We start from the raw sequence: 24,812 nt of genomic DNA, 5'->3' as shown, positions 1-24,812 counted from the left end.
CAGCTTGCCGCGCGGCACGCCGTTGGCGTCGAGAATGAACAGTTCGAAGAGTTCGATGTCGGGGTTGGCGGCCAGGAAATCCTGGGCTTCTTGTTCGCAGGCGAAGTTCATGGGGCTCTCTTGTCGGTCTTGTCCGGTAGCGTCGCGACGCTCGCAGCGGCGCTCCGGCGACGGCAGCGTCGCGGAACGGCATGCAAGCGGCAGGCCGGCCCCGCCGTTGCGCGGGGCCGGAGGGATATCAGGCGTGACGAGCGTCCGGCGGACGCGCGTGGCGGCAATGCCAGAGCGCCCAGAAGGCCAGTTCGAGAGGGAGGGAGAGCGGCTCCAGTTCCAGCCAGCGGCTGTGCTTGCGGGGTAGACGCGCGGGCGTTCCGGCCGGGTTGGCGGAAGGCTGGTAGGGCAGGGTGCGCGTCGTCGGTAGGTGCATGAAGGAAAACTGGGCCAGGGGTTGGAACAGCCTCGCACAGGCTGACGGGTGAATTAAATGCGCTTTTTACGACCTTTGCTTGAGCGAAATCGAAACCGAAGGAAAAAGAAGGGCGCCCCCGAATGGGCTGAAGAGACGCCCGGAAAGCGGCTCAACCCTTGTCGGCCTTGCCCGCGGCGGCGGCGAACCTGGCCAGGCGTACGTCGAGATGACGCGGGCGCCGGCCGGCGTCTTCGGCGTGCTCCTTGCGACGGATCGCGTTGCGCACCATCAGCGAACCGACATAGCGGATCGGCTCCGGCGGGAAGCGGCCGAGCGGCCCCTGGGTCAGCGGCGAACGGGTCCAGGGATTGTCCAGGCCGAGCGCCAGCGAAGAAAGGATCTGCCCGCCCATGTGGCATGGACCGACGCCGCTGCCGGAGTAGCCGAAGCCGTAGAACACATTGTCGCGGCCGTCGAGCCGGCCGAAGAACGGCAGGCCGGTCACCGAGCGATCCGACGGACCGTTCCAGCTGGCCTCGATGGCGACCTCGGCGAACTCGGGGAAGAACTCCCGCAAGCTGCCACGCAGTTGTCCGAGATACGGCGAGGGACGGTCGAACACCGGTAGCATGCGTCCGCCGTAGGCGAAGGTGTTGCCGCCCTTGCCGAGCATCAGCCGGCCGTCCGGGGTGTTGTGGTAGTAATGCACGAAGATCCGTGAGTCGAGCACGCTGACCCCGCTGGTCAGGCCTATCTCCTGCAACAGGTCCGGTCGTGGCTCGGTGATGAGCATGTCGCTGGAGACGATCGCCACGCTGCGTTCGAACTGCGGGAAGGCCCTCGCCATCCAGGCGTTCAGCGCCAGCACCACGCGGCCGGCGACGACCCGCCCGTGGGGGGTGACCACTTCCGCCGGGCGGCCGTGCTCCAGTCCTCGCATCGGCGTGCCTTCGTACAGGCGTACCCCCAGTTGCAGGGCGACCCGGCGCAGGCCGCGAACCAGCTTGCCTGGTTGCACCGTCGCGGCAGCCGGTGAGAACCAGCCCTCCAGGTGCCTGCGCGAGCCGGCCAGGCGCTGCACGTCGGCCAGCGGGCGCTTGGCGAAGGAGTTGATGCCGTGGCGCTCCAGAGCGGCGATCACGCTGTCGGTGCTGCCGACCTGGGCCGGGTTGGTGGCGGTATAGAGGGTGCCGTCCAGCCGGTAGTCGGCCTCGACGTCGTAGCGCTGGCAGAAGGCGCCGATGGCCCGGATGCTGTCCTCGGAGGCCTTGACCAGGCGGATCGCCTCGGTTAGTCCGAACAGCCGTTCCAGGGTGAAGAACTTGGCCGACCAGGACAGCGCGCAGCCGCCGTTGCGGCCGCTGGCGCCGGCGCCGCAGAGGTCGGCCTCGACCAGCACCACATCGAGCCCGGGATCGTGCTCCTTGAGCATGATGGCGGTCCACAGGCCGGTGTAGCCGCCGCCGACGATGCACACGTCGGCGCGGGTATCCCCGGCCAGCGGCGGGCAGGGTGCCGCATGTTCGGAGCGTAGGGCCTGGTCCAGCCAGAAGGGTCGGAAGGTCATGGCTGTGCTCTCACTGCGGGCGGGCGGCGACGACGATCATTTCCACCCGCCAGCGCGGGTCGATCAACTCGGCCAGGCTACAGGCGCGGGTCGGCGCCCGGCCTTCGGGAAACCACTGGTCCCAGACCTGGTTGAGACCGGCGTAGTCCTCCCGGTGGGCTAGCAGTATGCGTACCGAGAGCACCTGGCCGCGGTCGCTGCCGACGCTCTGGAGCAGCCGGTCGATGTTCTCCAGGATCTGGCGGGTCTGGTCCTGGATGTCACCGCTGGGGTCGTCTGCGACCTGGCCGCCGATGTAGACCGTGTTGCCGTGCAGGGCCATCTCGGCCCGACGCTTGACGACTTCGAAACGTTCGATATGCATGAGGGGGTTCCCGGTTCGTGGAGAAGGACGCGGCGGAGGTTCCCGCCGCGGACGGTCAGGAGCGGATGGGACGGAAGTCCGCCAGGCTGGGGATATTCCGCAGGCTTTCCCGTGCGCCGCCGGGCCGGCTGTTCCAGTGCGGGAGGAGCACCGCGGTGGCGATCAGGGCTGCGATGGTGAAGCCGATGAACACCGTGTAGGTGTCGAAATAGCCGGGCAACAGACCGCCGAGGATCGCGCCCACCGAACCGCAGCCATTGACGAAGCCGGAGGCGGTGCCGGCGGCCTCGCTGGTGCCGAAGTCGATGGCGGCGGAGCCGCAGATCATCGAGTCCGGGCCGTACAGGGTCAGTCCCATCATGAACAGCAGGCCGACCACTATCGGAATGCTGCCGGTGGTCATCGCCGGGACGAACAGCGCCAGGCAGACGGTCAGCGCCAGCAGGCTGATCACGCAGGCCGGCATGCGCCGTGCGCCGAACAGCTTGTCCGAGGCGAAGCCGATCAGGATCGGGCCGAGCAGGCCGGCTACCTCGAAGGCGGTGGGAACGATCGCCGCGCCGACCTTGCCGAGCGCCGGCATGCGTTCGTAGACGATCACCGGTCCCCACAGGAGGATCGCGTAGCGCGCCGGCTTGAGCAGGAAGTAGGCCAGGCCGAGGCAGAGCACCGTGCGGTTGCGCACCACCTTGGCGAGCACCTGCAGGCTGCCGCCGTTGCCGCCTTCCGGCCTGAAGCCGGCATAGCGCACGGCTTCGCTCGCGGCCTGCGGTTCGACGGGAGGATGGCCGACGTCTTCCGGGCGGTTGCGCTGCAACAGCAGGAACAGCAGGGCCACGCCGCCGACCACCGCGGCGCTGGAGTAGAACGCCGCGTGCCAGGTACCGAACACGCTGTACGCCCACCAGCCGGCGAACGGCGAGGCGACCAGGCCGCCGAAGGCGTAGCAGGTGCTCCACAGGCCGAGCACCCGACCGCGTTCGTGGGTGGCGAAGAAACTGCCGATGTTCTTGCACAGCCCCGACCAGCCGGTGGACTGCGCCAGTCCCTGGACCACCATGCAGGTGGCGAAGATCGGCAGGGTGGCGAAGGTGCCCATGACCAGCGCGGCCAGTGCGGAGATCAGCAGGCCGCCGAACACCACGATGCGCGGGCCGAAGCGGTCGGCCAGCACGCCCCAGGTGAACTGGCCGACGGCATAGGCGGCGAGATAGATGGCGTCGAGATCGGCCATCGCCATCTTGTCCAACTGGAAGTCCGGATCTTCGGCGATGCCGAGCTTGGCGACGGAAAAGGCCTTGCGGGTGAAATAGAAGGCGGCGTAGGCCAGCCAGGTGATCGCGAATATCTGCAGGCGCCAGCGCTGGAAGCTGGACACGGGAGAGGACGGCAGCGCCGTCCCGGGACGTTGATTCATGGATCTGACCTCGATCTTGTTATCGGTGCCGGCAGGTGTGAGGGGAACACGCCTTGTTGTTGTTCTGATGAGCACTTCCGCACCGCCATGTCGCGGCGCCTGGTCAGAGGTATCTGGAGTCGGCTTCACCTCCTGGGTAAGGGTTGCGGCTGCCCTGGCAGGGGCTGGCTGCCGAGGCGCTGGCGCGCTGTGGTGAAGCGATGGAAACAATTCCGGATAAATAAATGAAATCGATTTATCAAATTTTAAATATAAGTTTTACTTGTTTGTCCGTAAGCCTGGCGCGGCGTGGGTCGAGGAAGTTGACCGAACGGTCATTCCCGTGTGCGCCGCCCAAGGCGCGGAACCCCTTGTCCTGCCTGGAATGGTGAAGGTCCATGTCGGTATCCCATGCACAGTTGAAGGCTTTCCATGCGGTCGCCGTGTACGGCAGCTTCACGCGCGCCGCCGAGCGCCTGTTTCTCACCCAGCCGGCGGTTTCCGACCAGGTGCGCAAGCTGGAGGAGCGTTACGGCGTGCTGCTGTTCCATCGTAACAAGCGCTCGGTGCGCCTGAGCGAACTGGGCGAGCGCCTGCTCGCGGTGACCCAGCGGCTGTTCGCGATCGAGGCCGAGGCGGAGGAGCTGTTGTCCGCCTCCAGCGCCCTGCAGACCGGCACCCTGACCCTGGCGGTGGATGCGCCGGTGCACGTATTGCCGCAGATCGCGCGTTTCTGCGAGCGCTATCCGGGCATCGCGGTGCGGGTGGAGACCGGCAATACCGACGAGTCTCTGCAGCGACTGTTCAGCTACCAGGCCGACCTGGCCCTGTTGGGCCGGGACGTCAGCGACGAGCGGTTGCTTTCGCTGACCCTGCGCAACGACCCGATCGTCGCCTTCGTTTCGCTCAGCCATCCGTGGGCCGGGCGCGAGTCGATCCGGCTCGCCGATCTCGACGACATGCCGCTGGTGCTGCGCGAGCAGGGCTCGGTGACCCGCCAGACCCTGGAGGAGGAGATGAGCCGCGCCGGCCTGCGGATCCGTCCGGCGATCCAGGTCGAGGGCCGCGAGGCCTCGCGCGAGGCGGTGGTGGCGGGGATCGGCGTGGGGGTGGTGTCGGCCGCGGAGTTCGGCGCCGACACGCGGGTCCATGCGCTACCCATCGTCGATTGCCAGCGACGCCTGACCGAGACCCTGGTGTGCCTGCGCGAACAGCGTTCGCGGCGGATCGTCGAGACCTTCCTCGACCTGGTCGGCGAGGACCTGCCGGCGCCGAGCTAGGGCGCGGCTTCGCGCAAGCGAAAAAAAGCCCGGCGGATGCCGGGCTTCGAAGTCGTGCTGGCGGGCGCTCAGGCCTGCTTCTGTTCCTGCTCCAGGGACCTGTCCAGTTCGCGGCAGGCGCGCTGGATCATCACCTCGGTGATCGGGATCTCCCGGCCCTGGGCGTCGATGATGGCGCCACCGCTGTGCTGCTGCGTATTGAAGGGGATCACGCGGCGCTTGGCGGTATCGGTGTGTTGCGAATTCATTGCCCGTCTCCTCATCAGGTTTATCGGCAGTCTAGGGAGCGCAGATGAAACCGCCGTGACAAACGGCGGATGTCGTGCCGCTCCAACGCGAAAGCCATGGACCATAGCAATCTTGCAGTCGGCGTGCCAGCTTGCCGGCTACCGCTGGGTTTTTCTGGTTATAGTGGTCCGACCGGTGTGGGCGTCCTGGAGTTCGCCCGAGGATGAGTATGGACATGTTTCGCCTGGGGTTGGTGGTCAATCCCCTGGCCGGGCTGGGTGGCCCGGTCGCCTTGAAGGGTAGCGACGGGGTGGCCGCCGAGGCCCTGGCCAGAGGCGCCGAACCACGTGCGCTGGAGCGCACCCGGATAGCCCTGGAGTGCCTGTTGCCGCTGGTCGAGAAGATCGAGTTCCTGACCTTTCCCGGGGCCATGGGTGGTGAGTTGCTCGAGCGCATGGGCTTCCGCCATCGCCTGCTCGGCGAGTGGCAGGGAGCGGTCAGCAGCGCGGCGGATACCCGGTTGGCGATCGAGCGTTTGCAGGAGGCCGGTGTCGCCCTGATCCTGTTCGCCGGTGGTGATGGCACAGCACGGGATGTTGCCGGGGTGGTGCGCGAGCAACAGCCGGTGCTCGGCATTCCGGCCGGGGTGAAGATCCACTCCGGGGTCTATGCCATCAGTCCGCGCGCGGCCGGCGAATTGGCCAGGCGCCTGGTCGAGGGCGGCCTGGTGCGCCTGGCCAGCGGCGAGGTGCGCGACCTCGACGAAGAGGCGCTGCGCGCCGGCCGCGTCGCCGCGCGTTGGTACGGCGAGATGACAGTGCCGGAGGAGGGCCACTTCATGCAGCACGTGAAGCAGGCAGGGATGGAGTCCGAGGAGCTGGTGCTGGTGGACCTCGCCGACTGGCTGGCGGAAAACTGGGAAGACGGCGTGCGCTATGTGCTCGGACCGGGCTCGACCTTGCATGGCCTGGCGCGCAATCTCGGCCTGGAAACCACCCTGCTGGGCGTCGACGTGCTGGAGAATGGCGCGGTGATTGCCCGAGACGTCGACGAGGCGCGGCTGTTCGAACTGGTGGACGGTCATCCGGCGTACCTGCTGGTCACCGCCATCGGCGGCCAGGGCCACGTGATCGGTCGCGGCAACCAGCAGATCAGTCCCCGGGTGTTGCGCGCCATCGGCCTGGAGCGCATGCGGGTGGTCGCCACCAAGCGCAAGCTGGGGACCCTCGGGGGCCGGCCGTTGCTGGTCGACAGCGGCGACCCGGTGCTGGACGACAGCTTCCCGGACGCCATCCGGGTCTGGGCCGGCTACAAGGAAGAACTGCTGTATCCGCTGGGATACGCGAAGGACCAGGACGCGCCCGCGGGCGCTTAGGAGGAAAAGGATGGACAAGGACGTATCCGGCGCGCTGCGCCGCCTGTTGCTGCTCGCCATGCTCGGACTGCCGCTGGTGGCGGCCGCTGCGGTCGAACCGCAGCGACTGGTGGATGCGGCGCGTGCCCAGGTGGGCGTGACCCTGGGCTACGACCCGGCCTACCGGCAACTGGACTATCCGGGCGGCGACGTGCCGCTGCAGACCGGGGTCTGCACCGACGTGGTGGTCCGTGCGCTGCGCGGACAGGGGCTGGATCTACAGAAGGCGGTGCACGAGGACATGCGTCGCCACTTCGCGGCCTACCCGCAGCAATGGGGAATGAAAGGTACCGACCGCAACATCGATCACCGCCGCGTACCGAACCTGATGACCTGGTTCAGCCGCCAGGGCCTGGCCCTGGCGCCGAGCCGCGACGCTTCCGCCTACCGGGCCGGAGACATAGTCGCCTGGCGCCTGGACAACGGCCTGCTGCATATCGGCGTGCTTTCCGATCGCAGGCTGGAGGGCAGGCCGCTGGTGTTGCACAACATCGGTGCCGGCGTGCGGGAAGAGGACCTGCTGTTCCGCTACCAGGTCATCGGCCACTACCGCTTCCCGCAGGGCTGAATGGGCTGGGCAAGCCGTTCCAGCGGCGGATGAGCGCAGCTCGATTCCTCCGCCGCAGCCGCTGGACGACGGGCAAGAAAAAACCGGCCTGCGGCCGGTTTTCCTGTCTGCCCGGGCTCAGCGATATTCGCAGAGGTAGGCGGTGTCCTGGGCGACCTTGAGCTGGAACTTGCTGTTCGCCGGGACGGTGAACTGGCTGCCGCTGGCGTATTCCTGCCACTCGTCGCTGCCCGGCAGCTTGACCGTCAGCGCGCCGGCGACCACATGCATGATCTCCAGCTGGCTGGTGCCGAACTCGTATTCGCCTGCCGCCATCACGCCGATGGTGGCCGGGCCGGCGGTCATGTCGAAGGCGATGGATTTGACGGTGCCGTCGAAGTATTCGTTGACCTTGAACATGGGCTTCTCCTGAAGGGGTGAACAGGCGGGTTTGAAAAGGCCCGCCAGTATGCCCAAGCCTCGGAAAGGCGTCACTAGGCGGCGCGGGCCTCGTTCAATGCTCCACCGGCAATACCAGCGGCAGCAGCCGTGCGGTATTGCGGGCATCCTCCAGGGCGCGGTGCTGCTGGCCCTGGAAACTCATCCCGGCCAGTTGCAGGGCCGCGTTCAGGCCGACTGGGCGGGGCAACTGGCGGACTTCGCCGAAGCGTTGCTTGAGATTGACGTGCGGCACTTCGCTGAGCTGGCTGGTCAGCCCGTGCTGGCGCCATTCCTGCTCCAACTGGCGGCGGTCGTAGTCGCCCCAACTGGCCCAGCCGGCTAGTCGCGGACGATGCTGGGCGAGCCAGCGCTCGAAGGCTTCCCAGACCGTATTGAGATGGGCTGCGCCATCGACGTTGGCCTGGCTGATATGCGTGAGGTCGCGGCAGAAGTGGGTCAGCAGCGGCCGCCTGACCGGCCGTACGAAACGCTGGAAGTGGTCCAGTTCGCGGGCGTCCGCGGCGGCGACCAGGGTGGCGCCGATCTCGATGATTTCCATTTCCTCCAGGGGCCAGCCGCCTTCCGCGGTGGTGGCCTCCAGATCGATTACCAGCCAGTGAGGCATCGGAGCTATCCATACCAGGGTCCGCGCTGAGTATGGCGGGGCTTCCGGACCTCGGCAAACCGCTGTGCTAGGCTGCGGGATCGGATTTCGAGGAGATGACGGAATGACTGCGGTCGCATTTCTCGGCCTGGGCACGATGGGCTACCCGATGGCCGGGCACCTGCAACGAGAGGGCTACGACGTCTGTGTCTACAATCGCTCGTCGGCCAAGGCGCTGCGCTGGGTCGAGGAGTACGCCGGACGGCGCGCCGATACGCCGCGCGAGGTCTGTGCTGGCGCCGAGCTGGTGTTCTGTTGCGTCGGTAACGACGACGACCTGCGTGCCGTGGCGCTGGGCGAGCAGGGCGCCTTCGCCGGAATGGCGCCGGGCAGCCTGTTCGTCGACCACACCACCGCTTCGGCGGAAGTCGCCCGCGAGCTGTCGCTGCTGGCTGCCGAGCGTGAGCTGGGCTTTCTCGACGCGCCGGTCTCCGGCGGCCAGGCAGGCGCGGTCAACGGCGCCCTGACGGTGATGGTCGGTGGCGAGGAGGCCTTCTATCGACGCGCCGAACCGCTGTTGCGCAGCTATGCGCGGATGGTCCGGCGAATGGGCGACGTGGGTAGCGGGCAATTGACCAAGATGGTCAACCAGATCTGCGTCGCGGGGCTGCTCCAGGGCCTGGCCGAGGCGCTGCACTTCGCCCGGTGCGCCGGTCTCGATGGCGAGGCGGCGATGCAGGTGATCGGCAAGGGCGCGGCCCAGTCCTGGCAACTGGAAAACCGCCACCAGAGCATGCTGGCCGGAGAGTTCGACTTCGGCTTCGCCGTGGACTGGATGCGCAAGGACCTGTCGATCCTGCTCGCCGAGGCGCGGCGCAACGGCGCGCAGTTGCCGGTCACGGCGCTGGTCGACCAGTTCTACGCCGAAGTGCAGGCGATGGGCGGCGGTCGTTGGGATACCTCCAGCCTGATCGCCCGGCTGCGTTCGTGACGCGGCTCAGGCGCGGAAGATGAAGTACACCGCGCCGAGCAGGCACAGGCCGGCCCAGAGGTAGTCCAGTTTCAGCGGCTGCTGCATGAAGTAGACGCTGAACGGGACGAAGATCGCCAAGGTGATGACTTCCTGCATGATCTTCAGTTGGCCGACCGAGAGTTCGGTGTAGCCGATGCGGTTGGCCGGTACCTGCAGCAGGTATTCGAACAGCGCGATACCCCAACTGATCAGGGCGGCGATGATCCAGGGCTTGCTGTTGAGAGTCTTCAGATGACCATACCAGGCGAAGGTCATGAACAGGTTGGAACAGGCTAGCAACAAGGCGGTTTGCAGCCAGACGGGCATGATGGGTGGGCTCCGGGGGATTGGGACGGCGCCGCAGCCTAATTGGCTGCGGCGATAAATCCAAGTGGGCAGGCATCGACCGGTAGGGGCTGGTGCTCGGAAAAGGATGAAAGGTATGCGGTTGCACAAACGCTCGCTGGTCTGGGGGCTCGCCTTGAGCGGGCTGGCCGTCGTGCTGGCAGCCGCCTGGTGGGCGAGCCAGGCGTCGCGGGAGCCGGCTCTGTGGAGCGAGCTGCGGGTGCCGCCGGCGTTTGCCATCCCGCGCAATTTCGACCTGGGCGAATACCGCTTGAGCTGGGGCGGCAAGAGCCTCGCCCTGTCAGTGGTGGGTAGCGCTCGGCCGCCGTTGTGGGAGAGCGAGGGCGGTTTTCTCGGGGCCGGGCGGGAAAGCGCCGGTCGCCTGCAGTTGCGCTGCCAGGAGCAGAGCCTGGAGAGCTTCGAACTGGTCGGTCGACGCTTGTCCCTGAAGGGGCACCTGCGCTGCGCCGATGGCCGGCTCAGCGCCTACGAGCTGTCGTTCGAGCCGCGCCAGGGCGGCGTGGAGGTGCGCGTCGCGCTGGCGGACAGCGAGCTGAACCGGGTCGCCCTGTCCTGGCGGCGTGGAGCGGGGGAGCGCTTGTCCGGTATCGTCGATGACGAGGCGGAAGGTCGCTCCTGGGTCTTGCCGGCCGGGATCGCTGGCTACTGGAGTTCCGCTGGCAACGCCTTCCTCGGCCACTCGACGGCGGCGCAATCCCTCGACCTGCGCGAGCCGGGCCGCGTGCAATGGCGGGCAGCGACGGAGTCGGCCAGGGCCTGGCTGTTCGCTGCCGGCAACCGCGAGCAGTGGCAGCTTCGCAGCGCGCGTCTCGAGGCGGAAACGCGCCGCTGATCCGCCGGGCTTGGCGGCGGCCTGGCCGGTCCGTATTCTTTGCGCCCGTTTCGGACGGCTGTCCTGGCCGCTCCTCTGCCAACTTTCGGGCGAGATCCTTCCCATGCAATGTAGAGCCGGCTGCGGCGCCTGCTGCATAGCACCGTCGATTTCCTCTCCGCTGCCGGGCATGCCGGCCGGCAAGCCTGCGGGCGTACGCTGCCTGCACCTGGACGAAAACCATCTCTGCGGGCTGTTCGGCCGACCGGAGCGACCGGCCGTATGCGGCCAGTTCGGCGCCGATCCGGAAATCTGCGGCGACAGCCGTGAGCAGGCGCTGGCCCTGATCGCGGAGTGGGAAGTCATCACTGCCGCTTGAACGGGTTGGAAGTCTGGCTGTCTCACGCCATACTGCTGCGCATCCTGCGCCGAAGGCTCAGGATCGCGGCTTGCAGGGCGTCGACCGCCCGGCCGGCGAACCGAAAATAACCATAAAGAGAGGAACAGGAACGATGCGTGGCATTTTGCGTATGACCGTGCTGGCTGCCGCAGTGTTCGGGGTGGCCGGCAATGCGCTGGCCGAAGACTGGAAGCTGGCCAAGGACGAGGATGGCGTGAAGGTCTACCTCAGCAGTGTCCAGGGCTCCAAGTACAAGGCTTATCGCGGCGTTACCGACATCAAGGCCGACGTGGCGACCATCGAGGCGCTGCAGGAGGACGTCAAGGGTTCCTGCAAGTGGATCCATGCCTGCGCCGAGATGAAACTCCTGAAGCAGGAAGGCGCCGACGCCTGGACCTACTCGAAGATCGACATGCCCTGGCCAGTTACCGGTCGCGACGTGGTCATCCATGTCACCACCGAGAAGACTGCGGATGGCACCGTGATCCGTCACCTTAAGGCCGATCCGACCTATATCCCCGAGGAAAAGGGCCAGATCCGCGTGCCCAAGCTGGTCGGCGAGTGGAAGTTGCAGCCGAAGGGGCAGGGCGTGACGGAAGTGACCTACCAGGTGGAAACCGAGCCGGGTGGCAGCATTCCTTCCTGGTTGGCCAACAGCTTCGTGGTCGACGCGCCGCTGAACACCCTCAAGGGCCTGCGTAGCGCTGCCGAGAAGCGCTGAGCGCGCCTTCCTTGCAAAAAGACCGCCTCCGGGGCGGTTTTTTTGTGTCCGGCGGAAAGGGGCGGGCACAAAAAAGGCTGCCGAAGCAGCCTTTCTCGCCGGGCGTGACGGGTTTCAGCCGCGATCCTTGAGGGCGGTGAAGTCGCGCTGGGTGTGGCCGGTATAGAGCTGGCGCGGGCGGCCGATCTTGTAGGGGCCGGAGAGCATTTCCTGCCAGTGCGAGATCCAGCCGACGGTACGTGCCAGGGCGAAGATCACGGTGAACATGCTGGTCGGAATGCCGATCGCCTTGAGGATGATCCCCGAGTAGAAGTCGACGTTCGGGTACAGGTTGCGTTCCACGAAGTAGGGGTCGTGGCGGGCGATTTCTTCCAGCTTCATCGCCAGTTCCAGTTGCGGGTCGTTGATGCCCAGCTCCTGGAGGACCTCGTCGCAGGTCTGCTTCATGACCTTGGCGCGCGGGTCGAAGTTCTTGTAGACACGATGGCCGAAGCCCATCAGCTTGAACGGATCGTTCTTGTCCTTGGCCTTCTCGACGAACTTGTCGATGTTGGACACGTCGCCGATCTCGTCGAGCATGCGCAGCACCGCTTCGTTCGCGCCGCCATGGGCCGGTCCCCACAGGGCGGCGATGCCGGAGGCGATGCAGGCGAACGGATTGGCGCCGGAGGAGCCGGCCAGACGCACCGTGGAGGTGGAGGCGTTCTGCTCGTGGTCGGCGTGGAGAATGAAGATGCGGTCCATGGCCTTGGCCAGCACGGGGCTGATCGGCTTGGTCTCGCAGGGGGTGTTGAACATCATGTGCAGGAAGTTTTCCGCGTAGTTCAGGTCGTTACGCGGATACATCATCGGCTCGCCCTTGGAGTACTTGTACACCATGGCGGCGATGGTCGGCATCTTGGCGATCAGGCGATGCGCGGAGACTTCGCGATGCTTCGGGTTATTGATGTCCAGGGAGTCGTGGTAGAAGGCCGAGAGGGCGCCGATCACGCCGCACATCACGGCCATCGGATGGGCGTCGCGGCGGAAGCCGTTGAAGAAGGTCTTCAACTGCTCGTGAACCATGGTGTGGTTCTTGATGGTGCCGACGAACTGTTCCTTCTGCGCGGCGGTGGGCAGCTCGCCGTTCAGCAGCAGGTAGCAGGTTTCCAGGTAGTCGGATTTCTCTGCCAGTTGCTCGATGGGGTAGCCGCGATGGAGGAGGACGCCTTTGTCGCCGTCGATATAGGTGATCTTCGACTCGCAGGAGGCGGTCGACATGAAGCCAGGATCGAAGGTGAAGTGGCCCGTGGCGGTGAGGCCCCGTACATCCACTACATCGGGACCCATGGTACCGGATAGGACGGGCAGTTCGACGGGGGCTGAGCCCTCGATGATCAACTGCGCTTTTTTGTCAGCCATGATGGCCTCCTATTTATGCTTGAAATCATCAGTACCCCCCACGCAGGGCCCGCACCACTATAGAGGGATAAATTCGAAAGTCAATTTGCGCGAATCCATGCCGTAGAGCCTTCCGTGGCGGGGTTTTCGCAGAAAAAGGGGGCTATTTACGCCTTTTATAAAAGGCCCGCAATCAACCATTTGGCGATGGGTGTTTTCGTTGTCATTAGTAGCCTAACTGTCTATACTCGGCGTCCGACCGCAAGGGGTATTCCTGGCCCGCTTTCATAGACGGTCGCCACTCCCTGGTGATGGGTACCTGACAAGTGCACTTCCCGACAACTAGCCCTGTTCGTTAGGGCTCTCAGTGTGAAAAAAGCCGTGAATAGCAAACGACCTGTAAACCTAGACCTAAGGACCATCAAACTCCCTGTCACCGCTTACACGTCCATTCTCCACCGTATCTCTGGCGTCATCCTGTTCCTCGGTATTGCCGTGCTGCTGTTCGCGCTCGACAAGTCGCTGAGTTCGGAAGAAGGCTTCGAGCAGGTGAAGGCGTGCCTGACCAGTCCCCTGGCCAAGCTGGTGATCTGGGGCCTGCTGTCTGCGCTGCTGTACCACCTGGTGGCCGGTGTTCGCCACCTGGTCATGGACGCTGGCGTCGGCGAGACGCTGGAAGGCGGTAAGCGTGGCTCCAAAATCGTCATCGCCATCGCGGTGGTGCTGATCGTTCTGGCGGGGGTATGGGTATGGTAACTAACGTCACAAACTTCTCGCGCTCCGGCCTCTACGACTGGATGGCCCAGCGCGTTTCCGCGGTCGTTCTCGCGGCTTATGTCATTTTCCTGCTGGGCTACCTCATTGCTCACCCCAACATTTCCTACGCGGACTGGCACGGCCTGTTCTCGCAGGGTTGGATGCGCATCTTCAGCCTGTTGACCCTGGTTGCCCTGAGCGTCCATGCGTGGGTCGGTATGTGGACCATCTCCACCGACTACCTGACTTCGATGGCTCTCGGCAAGGCGGCGACAGTCGTGCGTTTCCTCTTCCAGGCGGTTTGCGGCATGGCGATGTTCGCATTCTTCGTCTGGGGTGTGCAGATTCTTTGGGGTATGTGATCCATGGCTAGCATTCGTACACTTTCCTTTGACGCCATCATCGTCGGTGGCGGTGGCGCCGGCATGCGTGCCGCGCTGCAACTGGCCCAGGGCGGCCACAAGACCGCCGTGGTGACCAAGGTCTTCCCGACCCGTTCCCACACCGTATCCGCACAGGGTGGCATCACCTGCGCCATCGCTTCGGCCGACCCGAACGACGATTGGCGTTGGCACATGTACGACACCGTCAAGGGCTCCGACTACATCGGTGACCAGGACGCGATCGAATACATGTGTTCCGTCGGCCCCGAGGCCGTGTTCGAACTCGAGCACATGGGCCTGCCGTTCTCCCGTACCGAAACCGGCCGCATCTACCAGCGTCCGTTCGGCGGCCAGTCCAAGGACTTCGGCAAGGGTGGCCAGGCCGCCCGTACCTGCGCCGCCGCCGACCGTACCGGCCACGCGCTGCTGCACACCCTGTACCAGGCCAACCTGAAGAATGGCACCTCGTTCCTCAACGAGTGGTACGCGGTCGACCTGGTGAAGAACCAGGACGGCGCGGTGGTCGGCATCATCGCCATCTGCATCGAGACCGGCGAGACCGTCTATATCCGTTCCAAGGCCGTGGTCCTGGCCACTGGCGGTGCCGGCCGTATCTACGCCTCCACCACCAACGCGCTGATCAACACCGGTGACGGCGTGGGCATGGCCCTGCGTGCCGGCGTGCCGGTGCAGGACATCGAGATGTGGCAGTTCCACCCGACCGGCATCGCCGGCGCCGGTGTACTGGTCACCGAAGGTTGCCGCGGCGAAGGCGGCTACCTGATCAACGCCCACGGCGAGCGCTTCATGGAGCGTTATGCGCCGAACGCGAAGGATCTGGCCGGTCGCGACGTGGTCGCCCGTTCCATGGTCAAGGAAGTCCTGGCCGGCAACGGCGTGGGCCCGAACAAGGACCACGTGCTGCTGAAACTCGACCACCTCGGCGAGGAAGTCCTGCACAGCCGCCTGCCCGGCATCTGCGAACTGTCCAAGACCTTCGCCCACGTCGACCCGGTCGTCGCGCCGATCCCGGTGATCCCGACCTGCCACTACATGATGGGCGGCGTTGCCACCAACATCCATGGCCAGGCCATCACCCAGGACGCCAACGGCAACGACCAGATCGTCGAAGGCCTGTTCGCCGTGGGCGAAGTGGCCTGCGTATCGGTACACGGCGCCAACCGCCTGGGCGGCAACTCGCTGCTCGACCTGGTGGTATTCGGCCGTGCCGCCGGTCTGCACCTGGAAAAAGCGCTGAAAGAGGGCATCGACGCCCGCGGCGCTTCCGAGAGCGACCTGGAAGCCTCCTTCAAGCGCCTGAACGGCGTGAACGAGCGCACCAGCGGCGAAGAAGTCGCTCCGCTCAAGCGCGAGCTGCAAAGCTGCATGCAGAACTACTTCGGTGTGTTCCGCACCGGCGAGTACATGCAGAAGGGCATCGCCCAGCTGGCCGACCTGCGCGAGCGTATCGCCAACGTCAAGATCAACGACAAGAGCCAGGCATTCAACACCGCGCGCATCGAAGCGCTGGAACTGCAAAACCTCCTCGAGGTGGCCGAGGCCACCGCGATCGCGGCCGAGCACCGCAAGGAGTCCCGTGGCGCCCACGCCCGTGAAGACTTCGAGGAGCGCGACGACGAGAACTGGCTGTGCCACACCCTGTACTTCCCGGGTGAGAAGCGCGTATCCAAGCGTTCCGTCAACTTCGCGCCGAAGACCGTTCCGGCATTCGAACCCAAGGTTCGGACTTACTAAGGGTGCCCGCCATGTTGCAAGTGAGTGTTTATCGTTACAACCCCGACAAAGATGCTGCGCCGTACATGCAGGATTTCCAGGTCGACACCAACGGCAAGGACGTGATGGTCCTCGACGTGCTGGCGCTGATCAAGGAACAGGACGAGGGCTTCTCCTACCGTCGTTCCTGCCGTGAAGGCGTCTGCGGCTCCGATGGCATGAACATCAACGGCAAGAACGGCCTGGCCTGCATCACCCCGCTGTCGGCCGCCGGCCTGAAGGGCGGCAAGCTGGTGATCCGTCCGCTGCCGGGCCTGCCGGTCATTCGTGACCTGGTCGTGGACATGAGCATCTTCTACAAGCAATACGAGAAGGTGAAGCCGTTCCTGCAGAACGATACGCCGGCCCCGGCCATCGAGCGTCTGCAGACCCCGGAAGAGCGCGAGAAGCTGGACGGTCTGTACGAGTGCATCCTGTGCGCCTGCTGCTCGACCTCCTGCCCGTCCTTCTGGTGGAACCCCGACAAGTTCCTCGGTCCGGCCGCACTGCTGCAAGCCTATCGTTTCCTGGCCGACAGCCGTGACACCAAGACCGAAGAGCGCCTGGCTTCGCTGGACGACCCGTTCAGTGTGTTCCGCTGCCGCGGAATCATGAACTGCGTGAACGTTTGCCCGAAGGGTCTGAACCCGACCAAGGCGATCGGCCACGTGCGTAATATGCTGCTGCAGAGCGGAACCTGATCCTCTCGCAGTTGTTATATGAGTTGTACCTAGCAACACCTGTGGCGCCGGAGTTCTTCCGGCGTCGCAGCAACTAAGCGGGCCAAGCTCACAAAGCCATGGCCCAGATTTGAAAAATATGACCAGCAGGGGCATCCGGGCTGGTACCCGGACTATCTGCGGGATCTGTAGTGGCCATACCGATGTCGCTGCCTGAGGACTTCGGAGCCTTCAAGGTTTCGCCAGGTGGTTGTCCCCTTACCGAGGGTGACCTAGCATGCACGAAAGCGTAATGCAGCGGATGTGGAACAGTGCCCATCTATCCGGTGGTAACGCTGCCTACGTCGAAGAGCTCTACGAGCTCTACCTGCACGACCCTAACGCTGTGCCAGAAGAGTGGCGCACGTATTTCCAGAAGCTTCCCGCCGATGGCAATCCCGCCCCCGACGTCTCGCACTCCACAGTGCGCGATCATTTCGTCCTGCTGGCCAAGAACCAGCGCCGTGCCCAGCCGGTTTCCGCCGGTAGCGTGAGCAGCGAGCACGAGAAGAAGCAGGTCGAAGTCCTTCGTCTCATTCACGCTTACCGTCTCCGCGGCCACCAGGCTTCCACCCTCGACCCGCTCGGCCTGTGGCAGCGTCCCGCGCCTGCCGACCTGTCGATCGACCACTACGGTCTGACGGGTGCCGACCTGGACACCACTTTCCGCACCGGTGAGCTTTACATCGGCAAGGAAGAGGCGACCCTGCGTGAAATCGTCGACAGCCTGAAGAGCACCTACTGCGGTACCTTCGGCGCCGAGTTCATGCACATCGTCGATTCCGAGCAGCGCAAGTGGTTCCTCCAGCGTCTGGAAAGCGTGCGTGGCCGTCCCGGCTTCTCCGCCGAGGCGCGTGCGCACCTGCTCGAGCGCCTGACCGCGGCCGAAGGCCTGGAGAAGTACCTGGGCACCAAGTACCCGGGCACCAAGCGTTTCGGCCTGGAAGGCGGCGAAAGCCTGATCCCGATGGTCGACGAGATCATCCAGCGCTGCGGTTCCTACGGCGCCAAGGAAATCGTCATCGGCATGGCTCACCGCGGTCGCCTGAACGTCCTGGTCAACACCCTGGGCAAGAACCCGCGCGACCTGTTCGACGAGTTCGAAGGCAAGAAGATCGTCGAGCTGGGCTCCGGTGACGTGAAGTACCACCAGGGCTTCTCCTCGAACGTGATGACCAGCGGTGGCGAAGTCCACCTGGCGCTGGCGTTCAACCCGTCCCACCTGGAAATCGTTTCCCCGGTGGTCGAGGGTTCCGTTCGTGCCCGCCAGGACCGCCGCAAGGACAGCTCCGGCGACAAGGTGGTACCGATTTCCATCCACGGCGATGCCGCCTTCGCGGGGCAGGGCGTGGTCATGGAAACCTTCCAGATGTCGCAGACCCGCGCCTACAAGACCGGTGGCACCATCCACCTGGTGATCAACAACCAGGTCGGTTTCACCACCAGCCGCCAGGACGATGCGCGTTCCACCGAGTACGCCACCGACGTGGCGAAGATGATTCAGGCGCCGATCTTCCACGTCAACGGCGACGATCCCGAAGCCGTGCTGTTCGTCACCCAGCTGGCCGTCGACTACCGCATGCAGTTCAAGCGTGACGTGGTCATCGACCTGGTCTGCTACCGTCGCCGCGGCCACAACGAGGCGGACGAGCCGAGCGGCACCCAGCCGCTGATGTACCAGCAGATCGCCAAGCAGCGTACTACCCGCGAGCTGTACGCCGATGCCCTGGTGAATGCCGGCGTGCTCAGCGCCGAGCAGGTTCAGTCGAAGATCGACGACTACCGCGACGCCCTGGACAACGGCCTGCACGTGGTGAAGAGCCTGGTCAAGGAACCCAACAAGGAACTGTTCGTCGACTGGCGTCCGTACCTGGGTCATGCCTGGACCGCGCGTCACGACACCCGCTTCGACCTGAAGACCCTGCAGGAACTGTCCAGCAAGATGCTGGAAGTGCCGGAAGGCTTCGTGGTTCAGCGCCAGGTTTCGAAGATCTACGAAGATCGCCAGAAGATGGCGGCCGGTGGCCTGCCGATCAACTGGGGCTTCGCCGAGACCCTGGCCTACGCGACCCTGCTGTTCGAAGGCCATCCGGTACGGATGACCGGCCAGGACGTCGGCCGTGGCACCTTCTCGCACCGTCACGCGGTGCTGCACAACCAGAAGGATGACTCGGTCTACGTACCGCTGGCCAATCTGTTCGACGGCCAGCCGCGCCTGGATATCTACGATTCCTTCCTTTCGGAAGAGGCCGTGCTGGCGTTCGAATACGGTTTCGCCACCACCACGCCGAACTCGCTGGTGATCTGGGAAGCCCAGTTCGGCGACTTCGCCAACGGCGCCCAGGTGGTCATCGACCAGTTCATCACCAGTGGCGAAAGCAAATGGGGCCGACTCTGCGGCCTGACCATGCTGCTGCCGCACGGCTATGAGGGGCAGGGCCCGGAGCACTCCTCCGCGCGCCTGGAGCGCTACCTGCAGCTCTGTGCCGAGCAGAACATCCAGGTCTGCGTGCCGACCACCCCGGCTCAGGTCTACCACATGCTCCGCCGTCAGGTGATCCGCCCGCTGCGCAAGCCGCTGGTGGTGATGACGCCGAAGTCCCTGCTGCGTCACAAGCTCGCCATCTCGACCCTGGAAGATCTGGCCAACGGTTCCTTCCAGACCGTGATCCCGGAAATCGACAGCCTGGATCCGAAGAAGGTCGACCGCGTCGTGCTGTGCAGCGGCAAGGTGTACTACGACCTGCTGGAGAAGCGTCGCGCGGAAGGCCGCGAAGATACCGCGATCGTCCGTATCGAGCAGCTGTATCCGTTCCCGGAAGACGACCTGGCGGAAGTTCTGGCTCCGTACAAGAACCTCAAGCACATCGTCTGGTGCCAGGAAGAGCCGATGAACCAGGGCGCCTGGTTCTGCAGCCAGCATCACATGCGTCGTGTCATCGCCGCGCACAAGAAGGGCCTCAATCTCGAGTACGCCGGCCGCGAAGGCTCCGCTGCTCCGGCTTGCGGCTACGCCTCGATGCACGCCGAGCAGCAGGAAAAACTGCTGCAAGACGCCTTTACTGTTTAACGCCTACGCGCTGAAGAAACCGAATTTAAGGAAACGCACACAATGGCTATCGAAATCAAAGCCCCAACCTTCCCGGAATCGGTCGCCGACGGCACCGTCGCCACCTGGCACAAGAAGCCGGGCGAAGCAGTCAAGCGCGACGAACTGATCGTCGACATCGAGACCGACAAGGTGGTCATCGAGGTTCTCGCCGAGGCTGACGGCGTGCTGGCCGAGATCATCAAGAACGAAGGCGACACCGTTCTGAGCAACGAGCTGCTCGGCAAGCTGAACGAAGGCGGTGCCGCCGCTCCGGCCGCTCCGGCTGCCGCTGCGCCCGCCGCCGCTCCGGCTGCACAGGCCGCCGCTCCGGCCGCCGCTGGCGGCGACGACGCCATCCTGTCCCCGGCCGCGCGCAAGCTGGCCGAGGAAGCCGGCATCGATCCGAACAGCATCGCCGGCACCGGCAAGGGCGGTCGCGTGACCAAGGAGGACGTGGTCGCTGCGGTCGAAGCGAAGAAGAACGCCCCGGCCGCCCCGGCCAAGCCTGCCGCCCCGGCTGCCGAGGCGCCGATCTTCGCCGCCGGCGACCGTGTCGAGAAGCGCGTGCCGATGACCCGCCTGCGGGCCAAGGTCGCCGAGCGCCTGGTCGAGGCGCAGTCCGCCATGGCCATGCTGACCACCTTCAACGAGGTCAACATGAAGCCGATCATGGACCTGCGTTCGAAGTACAAGGACCTGTTCGAGAAGAAGCACAACGGCGTGCGCCTGGGCTTCATGTCCTTCTTCGTCAAGGCCGCCACCGAGGCGCTGAAGCGCTTCCCGGGGGTCAACGCTTCCATCGACGGTAACGACATCGTCTACCACGGCTACCAGGACATCGGTGTTGCCGTTTCCAGCGACCGCGGCCTGGTGGTTCCGGTACTGCGTAACGCCGAGTTCATGAGCCTGGCCGAGATCGAGGGCGGCATCGCCAACTTCGGCAAGAAGGCGAAGGAAGGCAAGCTGACCATCGAAGACATGACCGGCGGCACCTTCACCATCTCTAACGGTGGCGTGTTCGGTTCCCTGCTGTCGACCCCGATCGTCAACCCGCCGCAGACCGCCATCCTCGGCATGCACAAGATCCAGGAGCGCCCGATGGCCGTGAACGGCCAGGTGGTGATCCTGCCGATGATGTACCTGGCGCTGTCCTACGACCACCGTCTGATCGACGGCAAGGAAGCGGTGAGCTTCCTGGTGGCGATCAAGGACCTGCTGGAAGATCCGGCTCGCCTGCTGCTGGACGTCTGATTTAGCGTTTCTCTTCACGGCGGCCCCCTCGTGGGGCCGTCCGGTTTCACCCGAATAAGGATTGAGATATGAGCCAGAAATTCGACGTGGTAGTGATTGGTGCCGGCCCCGGCGGTTACGTTGCCGCCATCCGCGCTGCCCAGCTGGGCCTGAAGACCGCCTGCATCGAGAAGTACATCGGCAAGGAAGGCAAGGTGGCGCTCGGCGGTACCTGCCTGAACGTTGGCTGCATCCCGTCCAAGGCGCTGCTGGACAGCTCCTACAAGTACCATGAGGCCAAAGAGGCCTTCAAAGTCCATGGTATCGAAGCCAAGGGCGTCACCATCGACGTTCCGGCGATGGTTGCGCGCAAGGCCAACATCGTCAAGAACCTGACCGGCGGCATCGCTACCCTGTTCAAGGCCAACGGCGTGACCTCCTTCGAAGGCCACGGCAAGCTGCTGGCCAACAAGCAGGTGGAAGTGACCGGTCTGGACGGCAAGACCCAGGTCCTGGAAGCCGAGAACGTGATCATCGCTTCCGGCTCCCGCCCGGTGGAGATCCCGCCGGCCCCGCTGACCGACGACATCATCGTCGACTCCACCGGCGCCCTGGAATTCCAGGCCGTGCCGAAGAAGCTGGGTGTGATCGGCGCCGGCGTCATCGGTCTGGAGCTGGGTTCGGTATGGGCCCGCCTGGGTGCCGAGGTGACCGTGCTGGAAGCCCTGGACAAGTTCCTCCCGGCTGCCGACGAGCAGATCGCCAAGGAAGCCCTGAAGGTCCTGACCAAGCAAGGCCTGAACATTCGCCTGGGTGCCCGCGTGACCGCTTCGGAAGTGAAGAAGAAGCAGGTCACCGTGACCTTCACCGACGCCAACGGCGAGCAGAAGGAAACCTTCGACAAGCTGATCGTCGCGGTCGGCCGTCGCCCGGTGACCACCGACCTGCTGGCCGCCGACAGCGGCGTGACCCTGGACGAGCGTGGCTTCATCTACGTCGACGACCACTGCAAGACCAGCGTTCCGGGCGTCTTCGCCATCGGTGACGTGGTTCGCGGCGCGATGCTCGCGCACAAGGCCTCGGAAGAGGGCGTGATGGTCGCCGAGCGCATCGCCGGCCACAAGGCGCAGATGAACTACGACCTGATTCCGTCGGTCATCTACACCCACCCGGAAATCGCCTGGGTCGGCAAGACCGAGCAGACCCTCAAGGCCGAGGGCGTCGAAGTCAACGTCGGCACCTTCCCGTTCGCCGCCAGCGGTCGCGCGATGGCGGCCAACGACACCACCGGCCTGGTCAAGGTCATCGCCGATGCGAAGACCGACCGCGTCCTGGGCGTCCACGTGATCGGCCCGAGCGCCGCCGAGCTGGTACAGCAAGGCGCGATCGGCATGGAATTCGGCACCAGCGCCGAAGACCTGGGCATGATGGTCTTCTCTCACCCGACGCTGTCCGAAGCCCTGCACGAAGCTGCCCTGGCAGTGAATGGCCATGCCATCCACATCGCCAACCGCAAGAAGCGCTGAGTGATCCGACGCCCCGGTTCACGCCAGGGGCGTCACAGCGACGCGGGACGCGTCGTCCGTCAGGCCAGGACAGGTTCCTGGCCTTGTCGGGTCCGGGTTCTGTAGAATCCACGGTTTGCCGCCTGCGTCGGGATGCCGCAGGCGGCAGACTTTCAGAAGAACCACGGCGGGTGAGCGCCGGCGACCGTTGCGAGGTGGCCGCGGGCGTATGCCGCCGGACTGTTTTTTCGCGAGCCGGGTGGTTCGCGAAACGACGGTCACAGGTGGTGGGGCGCCACGAGCGCTCCGCCGAAATGCGCAATACCTAGACGAATAACGGTAGACAAGCATGAATCTCCACGAATATCAGGGTAAGCAGCTGTTCGCTGAATACGGCCTGCCTGTATCCAAGGGCTTTGCCGTAGACACCCCCGAAGAGGCCGCAGAAGCCTGCGACAAGATCGGCGGCAGCGAGTGGGTCGTCAAAGCTCAGGTGCACGCCGGCGGCCGCGGTAAAGCGGGCGGTGTGAAGCTGGTGAAGAGCAAAGAGGACGCCAAGGCGTTCGCCCAGCAGTGGCTGGGCAAGAACCTGGTGACCTACCAGACCGACGCCAACGGCCAGCCGGTCAGCAAGATCCTGGTGGAGTCCTGCACCGACATCGACAAGGAGCTGTACCTCGGCGCCGTCGTCGATCGTTCCAGCCGCCGCATCGTGTTCATGGCTTCCACCGAAGGTGGCGTGGACATCGAGAAGGTCGCCCACGACACTCCCGAGAAGATCCTCAAGGCTACCATCGACCCGCTGGTCGGCGCGCAGCCGTACCAGGGCCGCGAGCTGGCCTTCCAGCTGGGCCTGAAGGGCGACCAGATCAAGCAGTTCACCCATATCTTCGTCGGCCTGGCGAAGCTGTTCCAGGACTACGACCTGGCCCTGCTGGAAGTGAACCCGCTGGTGATCAAGAAAGACGGCAACCTGCACTGCCTGGATGCCAAGATCAACATCGACAGCAACGCCCTGTACCGTCAGCCGAAGCTGCGCGCCATGCACGACCCGTCCCAGGACGATGCCCGTGAAGCCCATGCGCAGAAGTGGGAGCTGAACTACGTCGCGCTGGAAGGCAACATCGGCTGCATGGTCAACGGCGCCGGCCTGGCCATGGGTACCATGGACATCGTCAACCTGCACGGCGGCAAGCCGGCCAACTTCCTCGATGTTGGCGGCGGTGCGACCAAGGAGCGCGTGACCGAAGCGTTCAAGATCATCCTGTCCGACAGCAACGTGAAGGCTGTCCTGGTGAACATCTTCGGCGGCATCGTGCGTTGCGACATGATCGCCGAAGGCATCATCGGCGCCGTCAAAGAAGTCGGCGTGAAGGTTCCGGTTGTCGTCCGCCTGGAAGGCAACAACGCTGAACTGGGTGCCAAGGTCCTGGCCGAAAGCGGCCTGAACATCATCGCGGCAACCAGCCTGACCGACGCTGCCCAGCAAGTCGTCAAGGCCGCGGAGGGTAAGTAATGAGCGTCCTGATCAACAAAGACACCAAAGTCATCTGCCAAGGCTTCACCGGTAGCCAGGGCACCTTCCACTCCGAACAGGCCATCGCCTACGGCACCAAGATGGTCGGCGGCGTGACCCCCGGCAAGGGCGGCACCACCCACCTCGGCCTGCCGGTGTTCAACACCGTCAAGGAAGCCGTGGAAGCCACCGGCGCCGAAGCCTCGGTCATCTACGTTCCGGCTCCGTTCTGCAAGGACTCGATCCTGGAAGCGGCATTCGGCGGCATCAAGCTGATCGTCTGCATCACCGAAGGCATCCCGACCCTCGACATGCTGGACGCCAAGGTCAAGTGCGACGAGCTGGGCGTACGCCTGATCGGCCCGAACTGCCCGGGCGTGATCACTCCCGGCGAGTGCAAGATCGGCATCATGCCGGGTCACATCCACCTGCCGGGCAAGGTAGGCATCGTGTCGCGTTCCGGCACCCTGACCTACGAAGCCGTGAAGCAGACCACCGACGCCGGCTTCGGCCAGTCCACCTGCGTGGGCATCGGCGGCGACCCGATCCCGGGCTCCAACTTCATCGACATCCTGAAGCTGTTCCAGGAAGATCCGCAGACCGAAGCCATCGTCATGATCGGCGAGATCGGCGGTTCCGCCGAAGAAGAAGCCGCGGCCTTCATCAAGGCCAACGTGACCAAGCCGGTGGTGTCCTACATCGCTGGCGTGACTGCCCCTCCGGGCAAGCGCATGGGCCACGCCGGCGCCATCATCTCCGGCGGCAAGGGCACCGCGGACGAGAAGTTCGCCGCCCTGCAGGACGCCGGTGTGAAGACCGTGCGTTCCCTGGCCGACATCGGCAAGGCCCTGGCCGAGCTGACCGGTTGGGAAGTGAAGAAGGCCTGATTTCCCGGGTTT

General features: G+C 64.9%; 26 protein-coding genes. 16 read left to right on the top strand and 10 right to left on the bottom strand.

All coding sequences use genetic code 11. The features are described 5' to 3' along the window. The 5 genes from HMPREF3014_RS35375 to HMPREF3014_RS09205 all read right to left on the bottom strand — a co-directional run. Nucleotides 1-111: hypothetical protein (locus HMPREF3014_RS35375; RefSeq protein WP_228493209.1), on the bottom strand; the 111-nt coding region annotated here is incomplete at its 3' end. Between the two features lie 127 nt (nucleotides 112-238). Beyond that, on the bottom strand, nucleotides 239-427 hold the full coding sequence (locus HMPREF3014_RS33250) for a hypothetical protein (RefSeq protein ID WP_003449842.1): 189 nt from the start codon (nucleotides 425-427) through the stop codon (nucleotides 239-241). A 151-nt stretch (nucleotides 428-578) separates the two neighbouring features. Then, nucleotides 579-1,976, bottom strand: a complete 1,398-nt coding sequence (locus HMPREF3014_RS09215; RefSeq protein WP_003114272.1) for an FAD-dependent oxidoreductase — start codon at nucleotides 1,974-1,976, stop codon at nucleotides 579-581. A gap of 10 nt (nucleotides 1,977-1,986) precedes the next feature. After that, nucleotides 1,987-2,340, bottom strand: a complete 354-nt coding sequence (locus HMPREF3014_RS09210) for a RidA family protein (protein WP_003104412.1) — start codon at nucleotides 2,338-2,340, stop codon at nucleotides 1,987-1,989. A gap of 55 nt (nucleotides 2,341-2,395) precedes the next feature. Further along, complete coding sequence (locus HMPREF3014_RS09205) at nucleotides 2,396-3,757, bottom strand: MFS transporter (protein ID WP_003144858.1); 1,362 nt, start codon at nucleotides 3,755-3,757, stop codon at nucleotides 2,396-2,398. A 377-nt stretch (nucleotides 3,758-4,134) separates the two neighbouring features. Between HMPREF3014_RS09205 and HMPREF3014_RS09200 the strand changes: the two genes are divergently transcribed. Beyond that, on the top strand, nucleotides 4,135-5,016 hold the full coding sequence (locus HMPREF3014_RS09200; RefSeq protein ID WP_003104408.1) for a LysR substrate-binding domain-containing protein: 882 nt from the start codon (nucleotides 4,135-4,137) through the stop codon (nucleotides 5,014-5,016). Between the two features lie 68 nt (nucleotides 5,017-5,084). Here the strand turns inward: HMPREF3014_RS09200 and HMPREF3014_RS09195 are convergent, their stop codons facing one another. Then, entirely contained in the window at nucleotides 5,085-5,264 is a 180-nt protein-coding gene (locus HMPREF3014_RS09195; RefSeq protein WP_003087367.1) for a PA1571 family protein, read from the bottom strand. 209 nt (nucleotides 5,265-5,473) lie between these two features. Between HMPREF3014_RS09195 and HMPREF3014_RS09190 the strand changes: the two genes are divergently transcribed. Together HMPREF3014_RS09190 and HMPREF3014_RS09185 are read left to right on the top strand one after the other, a co-directional pair. After that, nucleotides 5,474-6,619 (top strand): ATP-NAD kinase family protein, encoded by a 1,146-nt coding sequence (locus HMPREF3014_RS09190; protein WP_003144857.1) that lies wholly within the window; start codon nucleotides 5,474-5,476, stop codon nucleotides 6,617-6,619. A 10-nt stretch (nucleotides 6,620-6,629) separates the two neighbouring features. Continuing rightward, nucleotides 6,630-7,226 carry a DUF1287 domain-containing protein gene (locus tag HMPREF3014_RS09185; protein ID WP_003104401.1) on the top strand — a complete coding sequence of 199 codons (597 nt, stop codon included), beginning with the start codon at nucleotides 6,630-6,632 and terminating at the stop codon, nucleotides 7,224-7,226. Nucleotides 7,227-7,343: 117 nt separating this feature from the next. Here the strand turns inward: HMPREF3014_RS09185 and HMPREF3014_RS09180 are convergent, their stop codons facing one another. Then, a complete protein-coding gene (locus HMPREF3014_RS09180; protein WP_003087375.1) occupies nucleotides 7,344-7,625 on the bottom strand; it encodes a pyrimidine/purine nucleoside phosphorylase in 282 nt (93 codons plus the stop codon). Between the two features lie 94 nt (nucleotides 7,626-7,719). Continuing rightward, a complete protein-coding gene (locus tag HMPREF3014_RS09175; RefSeq protein WP_003104398.1) occupies nucleotides 7,720-8,271 on the bottom strand; it encodes a 3'-5' exonuclease in 552 nt (183 codons plus the stop codon). Nucleotides 8,272-8,374: 103 nt separating this feature from the next. Here HMPREF3014_RS09175 and HMPREF3014_RS09170 point away from each other — a divergent pair, with 103 nt between their 5' ends. Further along, nucleotides 8,375-9,241 carry an NAD(P)-dependent oxidoreductase gene (locus tag HMPREF3014_RS09170; protein ID WP_023087601.1) on the top strand — a complete coding sequence of 289 codons (867 nt, stop codon included), beginning with the start codon at nucleotides 8,375-8,377 and terminating at the stop codon, nucleotides 9,239-9,241. 6 nt (nucleotides 9,242-9,247) lie between these two features. On the opposite strand, the gene HMPREF3014_RS09165 is transcribed toward HMPREF3014_RS09170, so the two are convergent. Beyond that, a complete protein-coding gene (locus HMPREF3014_RS09165; RefSeq protein WP_003104394.1) occupies nucleotides 9,248-9,589 on the bottom strand; it encodes a DMT family protein in 342 nt (113 codons plus the stop codon). Between the two features lie 115 nt (nucleotides 9,590-9,704). On the opposite strand from HMPREF3014_RS09165, the gene HMPREF3014_RS09160 reads away from it, so the two are divergent. From HMPREF3014_RS09160 to HMPREF3014_RS09150, 3 genes are all read left to right on the top strand, one after another. After that, complete coding sequence (locus tag HMPREF3014_RS09160; protein ID WP_023087600.1) at nucleotides 9,705-10,460, top strand: hypothetical protein; 756 nt, start codon at nucleotides 9,705-9,707, stop codon at nucleotides 10,458-10,460. A gap of 103 nt (nucleotides 10,461-10,563) precedes the next feature. Beyond that, on the top strand, nucleotides 10,564-10,818 hold the full coding sequence (locus HMPREF3014_RS09155; RefSeq protein WP_003087397.1) for a YkgJ family cysteine cluster protein: 255 nt from the start codon (nucleotides 10,564-10,566) through the stop codon (nucleotides 10,816-10,818). A gap of 133 nt (nucleotides 10,819-10,951) precedes the next feature. Beyond that, on the top strand, nucleotides 10,952-11,560 hold the full coding sequence (locus tag HMPREF3014_RS09150; RefSeq protein ID WP_003104390.1) for an START domain-containing protein: 609 nt from the start codon (nucleotides 10,952-10,954) through the stop codon (nucleotides 11,558-11,560). 114 nt (nucleotides 11,561-11,674) lie between these two features. On the opposite strand, the gene gltA is transcribed toward HMPREF3014_RS09150, so the two are convergent. Then, nucleotides 11,675-12,961: a citrate synthase gene (gene gltA / locus HMPREF3014_RS09145; RefSeq protein ID WP_003087400.1), complete on the bottom strand. Its 1,287-nt coding sequence runs from the start codon at nucleotides 12,959-12,961 to the stop codon at nucleotides 11,675-11,677. A gap of 348 nt (nucleotides 12,962-13,309) precedes the next feature. Here gltA and sdhC point away from each other — a divergent pair, with 348 nt between their 5' ends. From sdhC to sucD, 9 genes are all read left to right on the top strand, one after another. Continuing rightward, nucleotides 13,310-13,696, top strand: coding sequence for a succinate dehydrogenase, cytochrome b556 subunit (sdhC, locus tag HMPREF3014_RS09140; RefSeq protein ID WP_003104388.1), 387 nt, complete (start codon nucleotides 13,310-13,312; stop codon nucleotides 13,694-13,696). After that, a complete protein-coding gene (gene sdhD / locus HMPREF3014_RS09135; RefSeq protein WP_003104386.1) occupies nucleotides 13,690-14,058 on the top strand; it encodes a succinate dehydrogenase, hydrophobic membrane anchor protein in 369 nt (122 codons plus the stop codon). Before sdhC ends, sdhD begins: the two co-directional genes overlap by 7 nt. A gap of 3 nt (nucleotides 14,059-14,061) precedes the next feature. Further along, nucleotides 14,062-15,834: a succinate dehydrogenase flavoprotein subunit gene (gene sdhA / locus HMPREF3014_RS09130; RefSeq protein ID WP_003087407.1), complete on the top strand. Its 1,773-nt coding sequence runs from the start codon at nucleotides 14,062-14,064 to the stop codon at nucleotides 15,832-15,834. 11 nt (nucleotides 15,835-15,845) lie between these two features. Beyond that, nucleotides 15,846-16,553 (top strand): succinate dehydrogenase iron-sulfur subunit, encoded by a 708-nt coding sequence (locus tag HMPREF3014_RS09125; protein WP_003087410.1) that lies wholly within the window; start codon nucleotides 15,846-15,848, stop codon nucleotides 16,551-16,553. A gap of 256 nt (nucleotides 16,554-16,809) precedes the next feature. After that, entirely contained in the window at nucleotides 16,810-19,641 is a 2,832-nt protein-coding gene (locus HMPREF3014_RS09120; RefSeq protein WP_003087413.1) for a 2-oxoglutarate dehydrogenase E1 component, read from the top strand. A gap of 42 nt (nucleotides 19,642-19,683) precedes the next feature. Further along, nucleotides 19,684-20,913: a 2-oxoglutarate dehydrogenase complex dihydrolipoyllysine-residue succinyltransferase gene (gene odhB, locus HMPREF3014_RS09115; protein ID WP_003114264.1), complete on the top strand. Its 1,230-nt coding sequence runs from the start codon at nucleotides 19,684-19,686 to the stop codon at nucleotides 20,911-20,913. Between the two features lie 68 nt (nucleotides 20,914-20,981). After that, complete coding sequence (gene lpdA, locus HMPREF3014_RS09110) at nucleotides 20,982-22,418, top strand: dihydrolipoyl dehydrogenase (protein ID WP_003087422.1); 1,437 nt, start codon at nucleotides 20,982-20,984, stop codon at nucleotides 22,416-22,418. Nucleotides 22,419-22,746: 328 nt separating this feature from the next. Next, entirely contained in the window at nucleotides 22,747-23,913 is a 1,167-nt protein-coding gene (sucC, locus tag HMPREF3014_RS09105) for an ADP-forming succinate--CoA ligase subunit beta (RefSeq protein ID WP_003087425.1), read from the top strand. Continuing rightward, complete coding sequence (gene sucD / locus HMPREF3014_RS09100; protein ID WP_003087428.1) at nucleotides 23,913-24,800, top strand: succinate--CoA ligase subunit alpha; 888 nt, start codon at nucleotides 23,913-23,915, stop codon at nucleotides 24,798-24,800. The genes sucC and sucD overlap by 1 nt, the downstream gene beginning before the upstream one ends. Nucleotides 24,801-24,812: the final 12 nt, after the last annotated feature.

The organism is Pseudomonas sp. HMSC065H01 (genome assembly GCF_001815235.1).
Taxonomy (GTDB): Bacteria; Pseudomonadota; Gammaproteobacteria; order Pseudomonadales; family Pseudomonadaceae; genus Pseudomonas; species Pseudomonas aeruginosa.
Note: the sequence above shows the minus strand (reverse complement) of the source record. Positions and strands in the feature narration are given on the sequence as shown.

Bases quoted from the DNA above. Each gene is read 5' to 3' on its own strand.
- HMPREF3014_RS33250 (WP_003449842.1), bottom strand. From the start codon at position 427: ATGCACCTACCGACGACGCGCACCCTGCCCTACCAGCCTTCCGCCAAC.
- HMPREF3014_RS09215 (WP_003114272.1), bottom strand. From the start codon at position 1,976: ATGACCTTCCGACCCTTCTGGCTGGACCAGGCCCTACGCTCCGAACAT.
- HMPREF3014_RS09210 (WP_003104412.1), bottom strand. From the start codon at position 2,340: ATGCATATCGAACGTTTCGAAGTCGTCAAGCGTCGGGCCGAGATGGCC.
- HMPREF3014_RS09205 (WP_003144858.1), bottom strand. From the start codon at position 3,757: ATGAATCAACGTCCCGGGACGGCGCTGCCGTCCTCTCCCGTGTCCAGC.
- HMPREF3014_RS09200 (WP_003104408.1), top strand. From the start codon at position 4,135: ATGTCGGTATCCCATGCACAGTTGAAGGCTTTCCATGCGGTCGCCGTG.
- HMPREF3014_RS09195 (WP_003087367.1), bottom strand. From the start codon at position 5,264: ATGAATTCGCAACACACCGATACCGCCAAGCGCCGCGTGATCCCCTTC.
- HMPREF3014_RS09190 (WP_003144857.1), top strand. From the start codon at position 5,474: ATGGACATGTTTCGCCTGGGGTTGGTGGTCAATCCCCTGGCCGGGCTG.
- HMPREF3014_RS09185 (WP_003104401.1), top strand. From the start codon at position 6,630: ATGGACAAGGACGTATCCGGCGCGCTGCGCCGCCTGTTGCTGCTCGCC.
- HMPREF3014_RS09180 (WP_003087375.1), bottom strand. From the start codon at position 7,625: ATGTTCAAGGTCAACGAATACTTCGACGGCACCGTCAAATCCATCGCC.
- HMPREF3014_RS09175 (WP_003104398.1), bottom strand. From the start codon at position 8,271: ATGCCTCACTGGCTGGTAATCGATCTGGAGGCCACCACCGCGGAAGGC.
- HMPREF3014_RS09170 (WP_023087601.1), top strand. From the start codon at position 8,375: ATGACTGCGGTCGCATTTCTCGGCCTGGGCACGATGGGCTACCCGATG.
- HMPREF3014_RS09165 (WP_003104394.1), bottom strand. From the start codon at position 9,589: ATGCCCGTCTGGCTGCAAACCGCCTTGTTGCTAGCCTGTTCCAACCTG.
- HMPREF3014_RS09160 (WP_023087600.1), top strand. From the start codon at position 9,705: ATGCGGTTGCACAAACGCTCGCTGGTCTGGGGGCTCGCCTTGAGCGGG.
- HMPREF3014_RS09155 (WP_003087397.1), top strand. From the start codon at position 10,564: ATGCAATGTAGAGCCGGCTGCGGCGCCTGCTGCATAGCACCGTCGATT.
- HMPREF3014_RS09150 (WP_003104390.1), top strand. From the start codon at position 10,952: ATGCGTGGCATTTTGCGTATGACCGTGCTGGCTGCCGCAGTGTTCGGG.
- gltA (WP_003087400.1), bottom strand. From the start codon at position 12,961: ATGGCTGACAAAAAAGCGCAGTTGATCATCGAGGGCTCAGCCCCCGTC.
- sdhD (WP_003104386.1), top strand. From the start codon at position 13,690: ATGGTAACTAACGTCACAAACTTCTCGCGCTCCGGCCTCTACGACTGG.
- sdhA (WP_003087407.1), top strand. From the start codon at position 14,062: ATGGCTAGCATTCGTACACTTTCCTTTGACGCCATCATCGTCGGTGGC.
- HMPREF3014_RS09125 (WP_003087410.1), top strand. From the start codon at position 15,846: ATGTTGCAAGTGAGTGTTTATCGTTACAACCCCGACAAAGATGCTGCG.
- HMPREF3014_RS09120 (WP_003087413.1), top strand. From the start codon at position 16,810: ATGCACGAAAGCGTAATGCAGCGGATGTGGAACAGTGCCCATCTATCC.
- odhB (WP_003114264.1), top strand. From the start codon at position 19,684: ATGGCTATCGAAATCAAAGCCCCAACCTTCCCGGAATCGGTCGCCGAC.
- lpdA (WP_003087422.1), top strand. From the start codon at position 20,982: ATGAGCCAGAAATTCGACGTGGTAGTGATTGGTGCCGGCCCCGGCGGT.
- sucC (WP_003087425.1), top strand. From the start codon at position 22,747: ATGAATCTCCACGAATATCAGGGTAAGCAGCTGTTCGCTGAATACGGC.
- sucD (WP_003087428.1), top strand. From the start codon at position 23,913: ATGAGCGTCCTGATCAACAAAGACACCAAAGTCATCTGCCAAGGCTTC.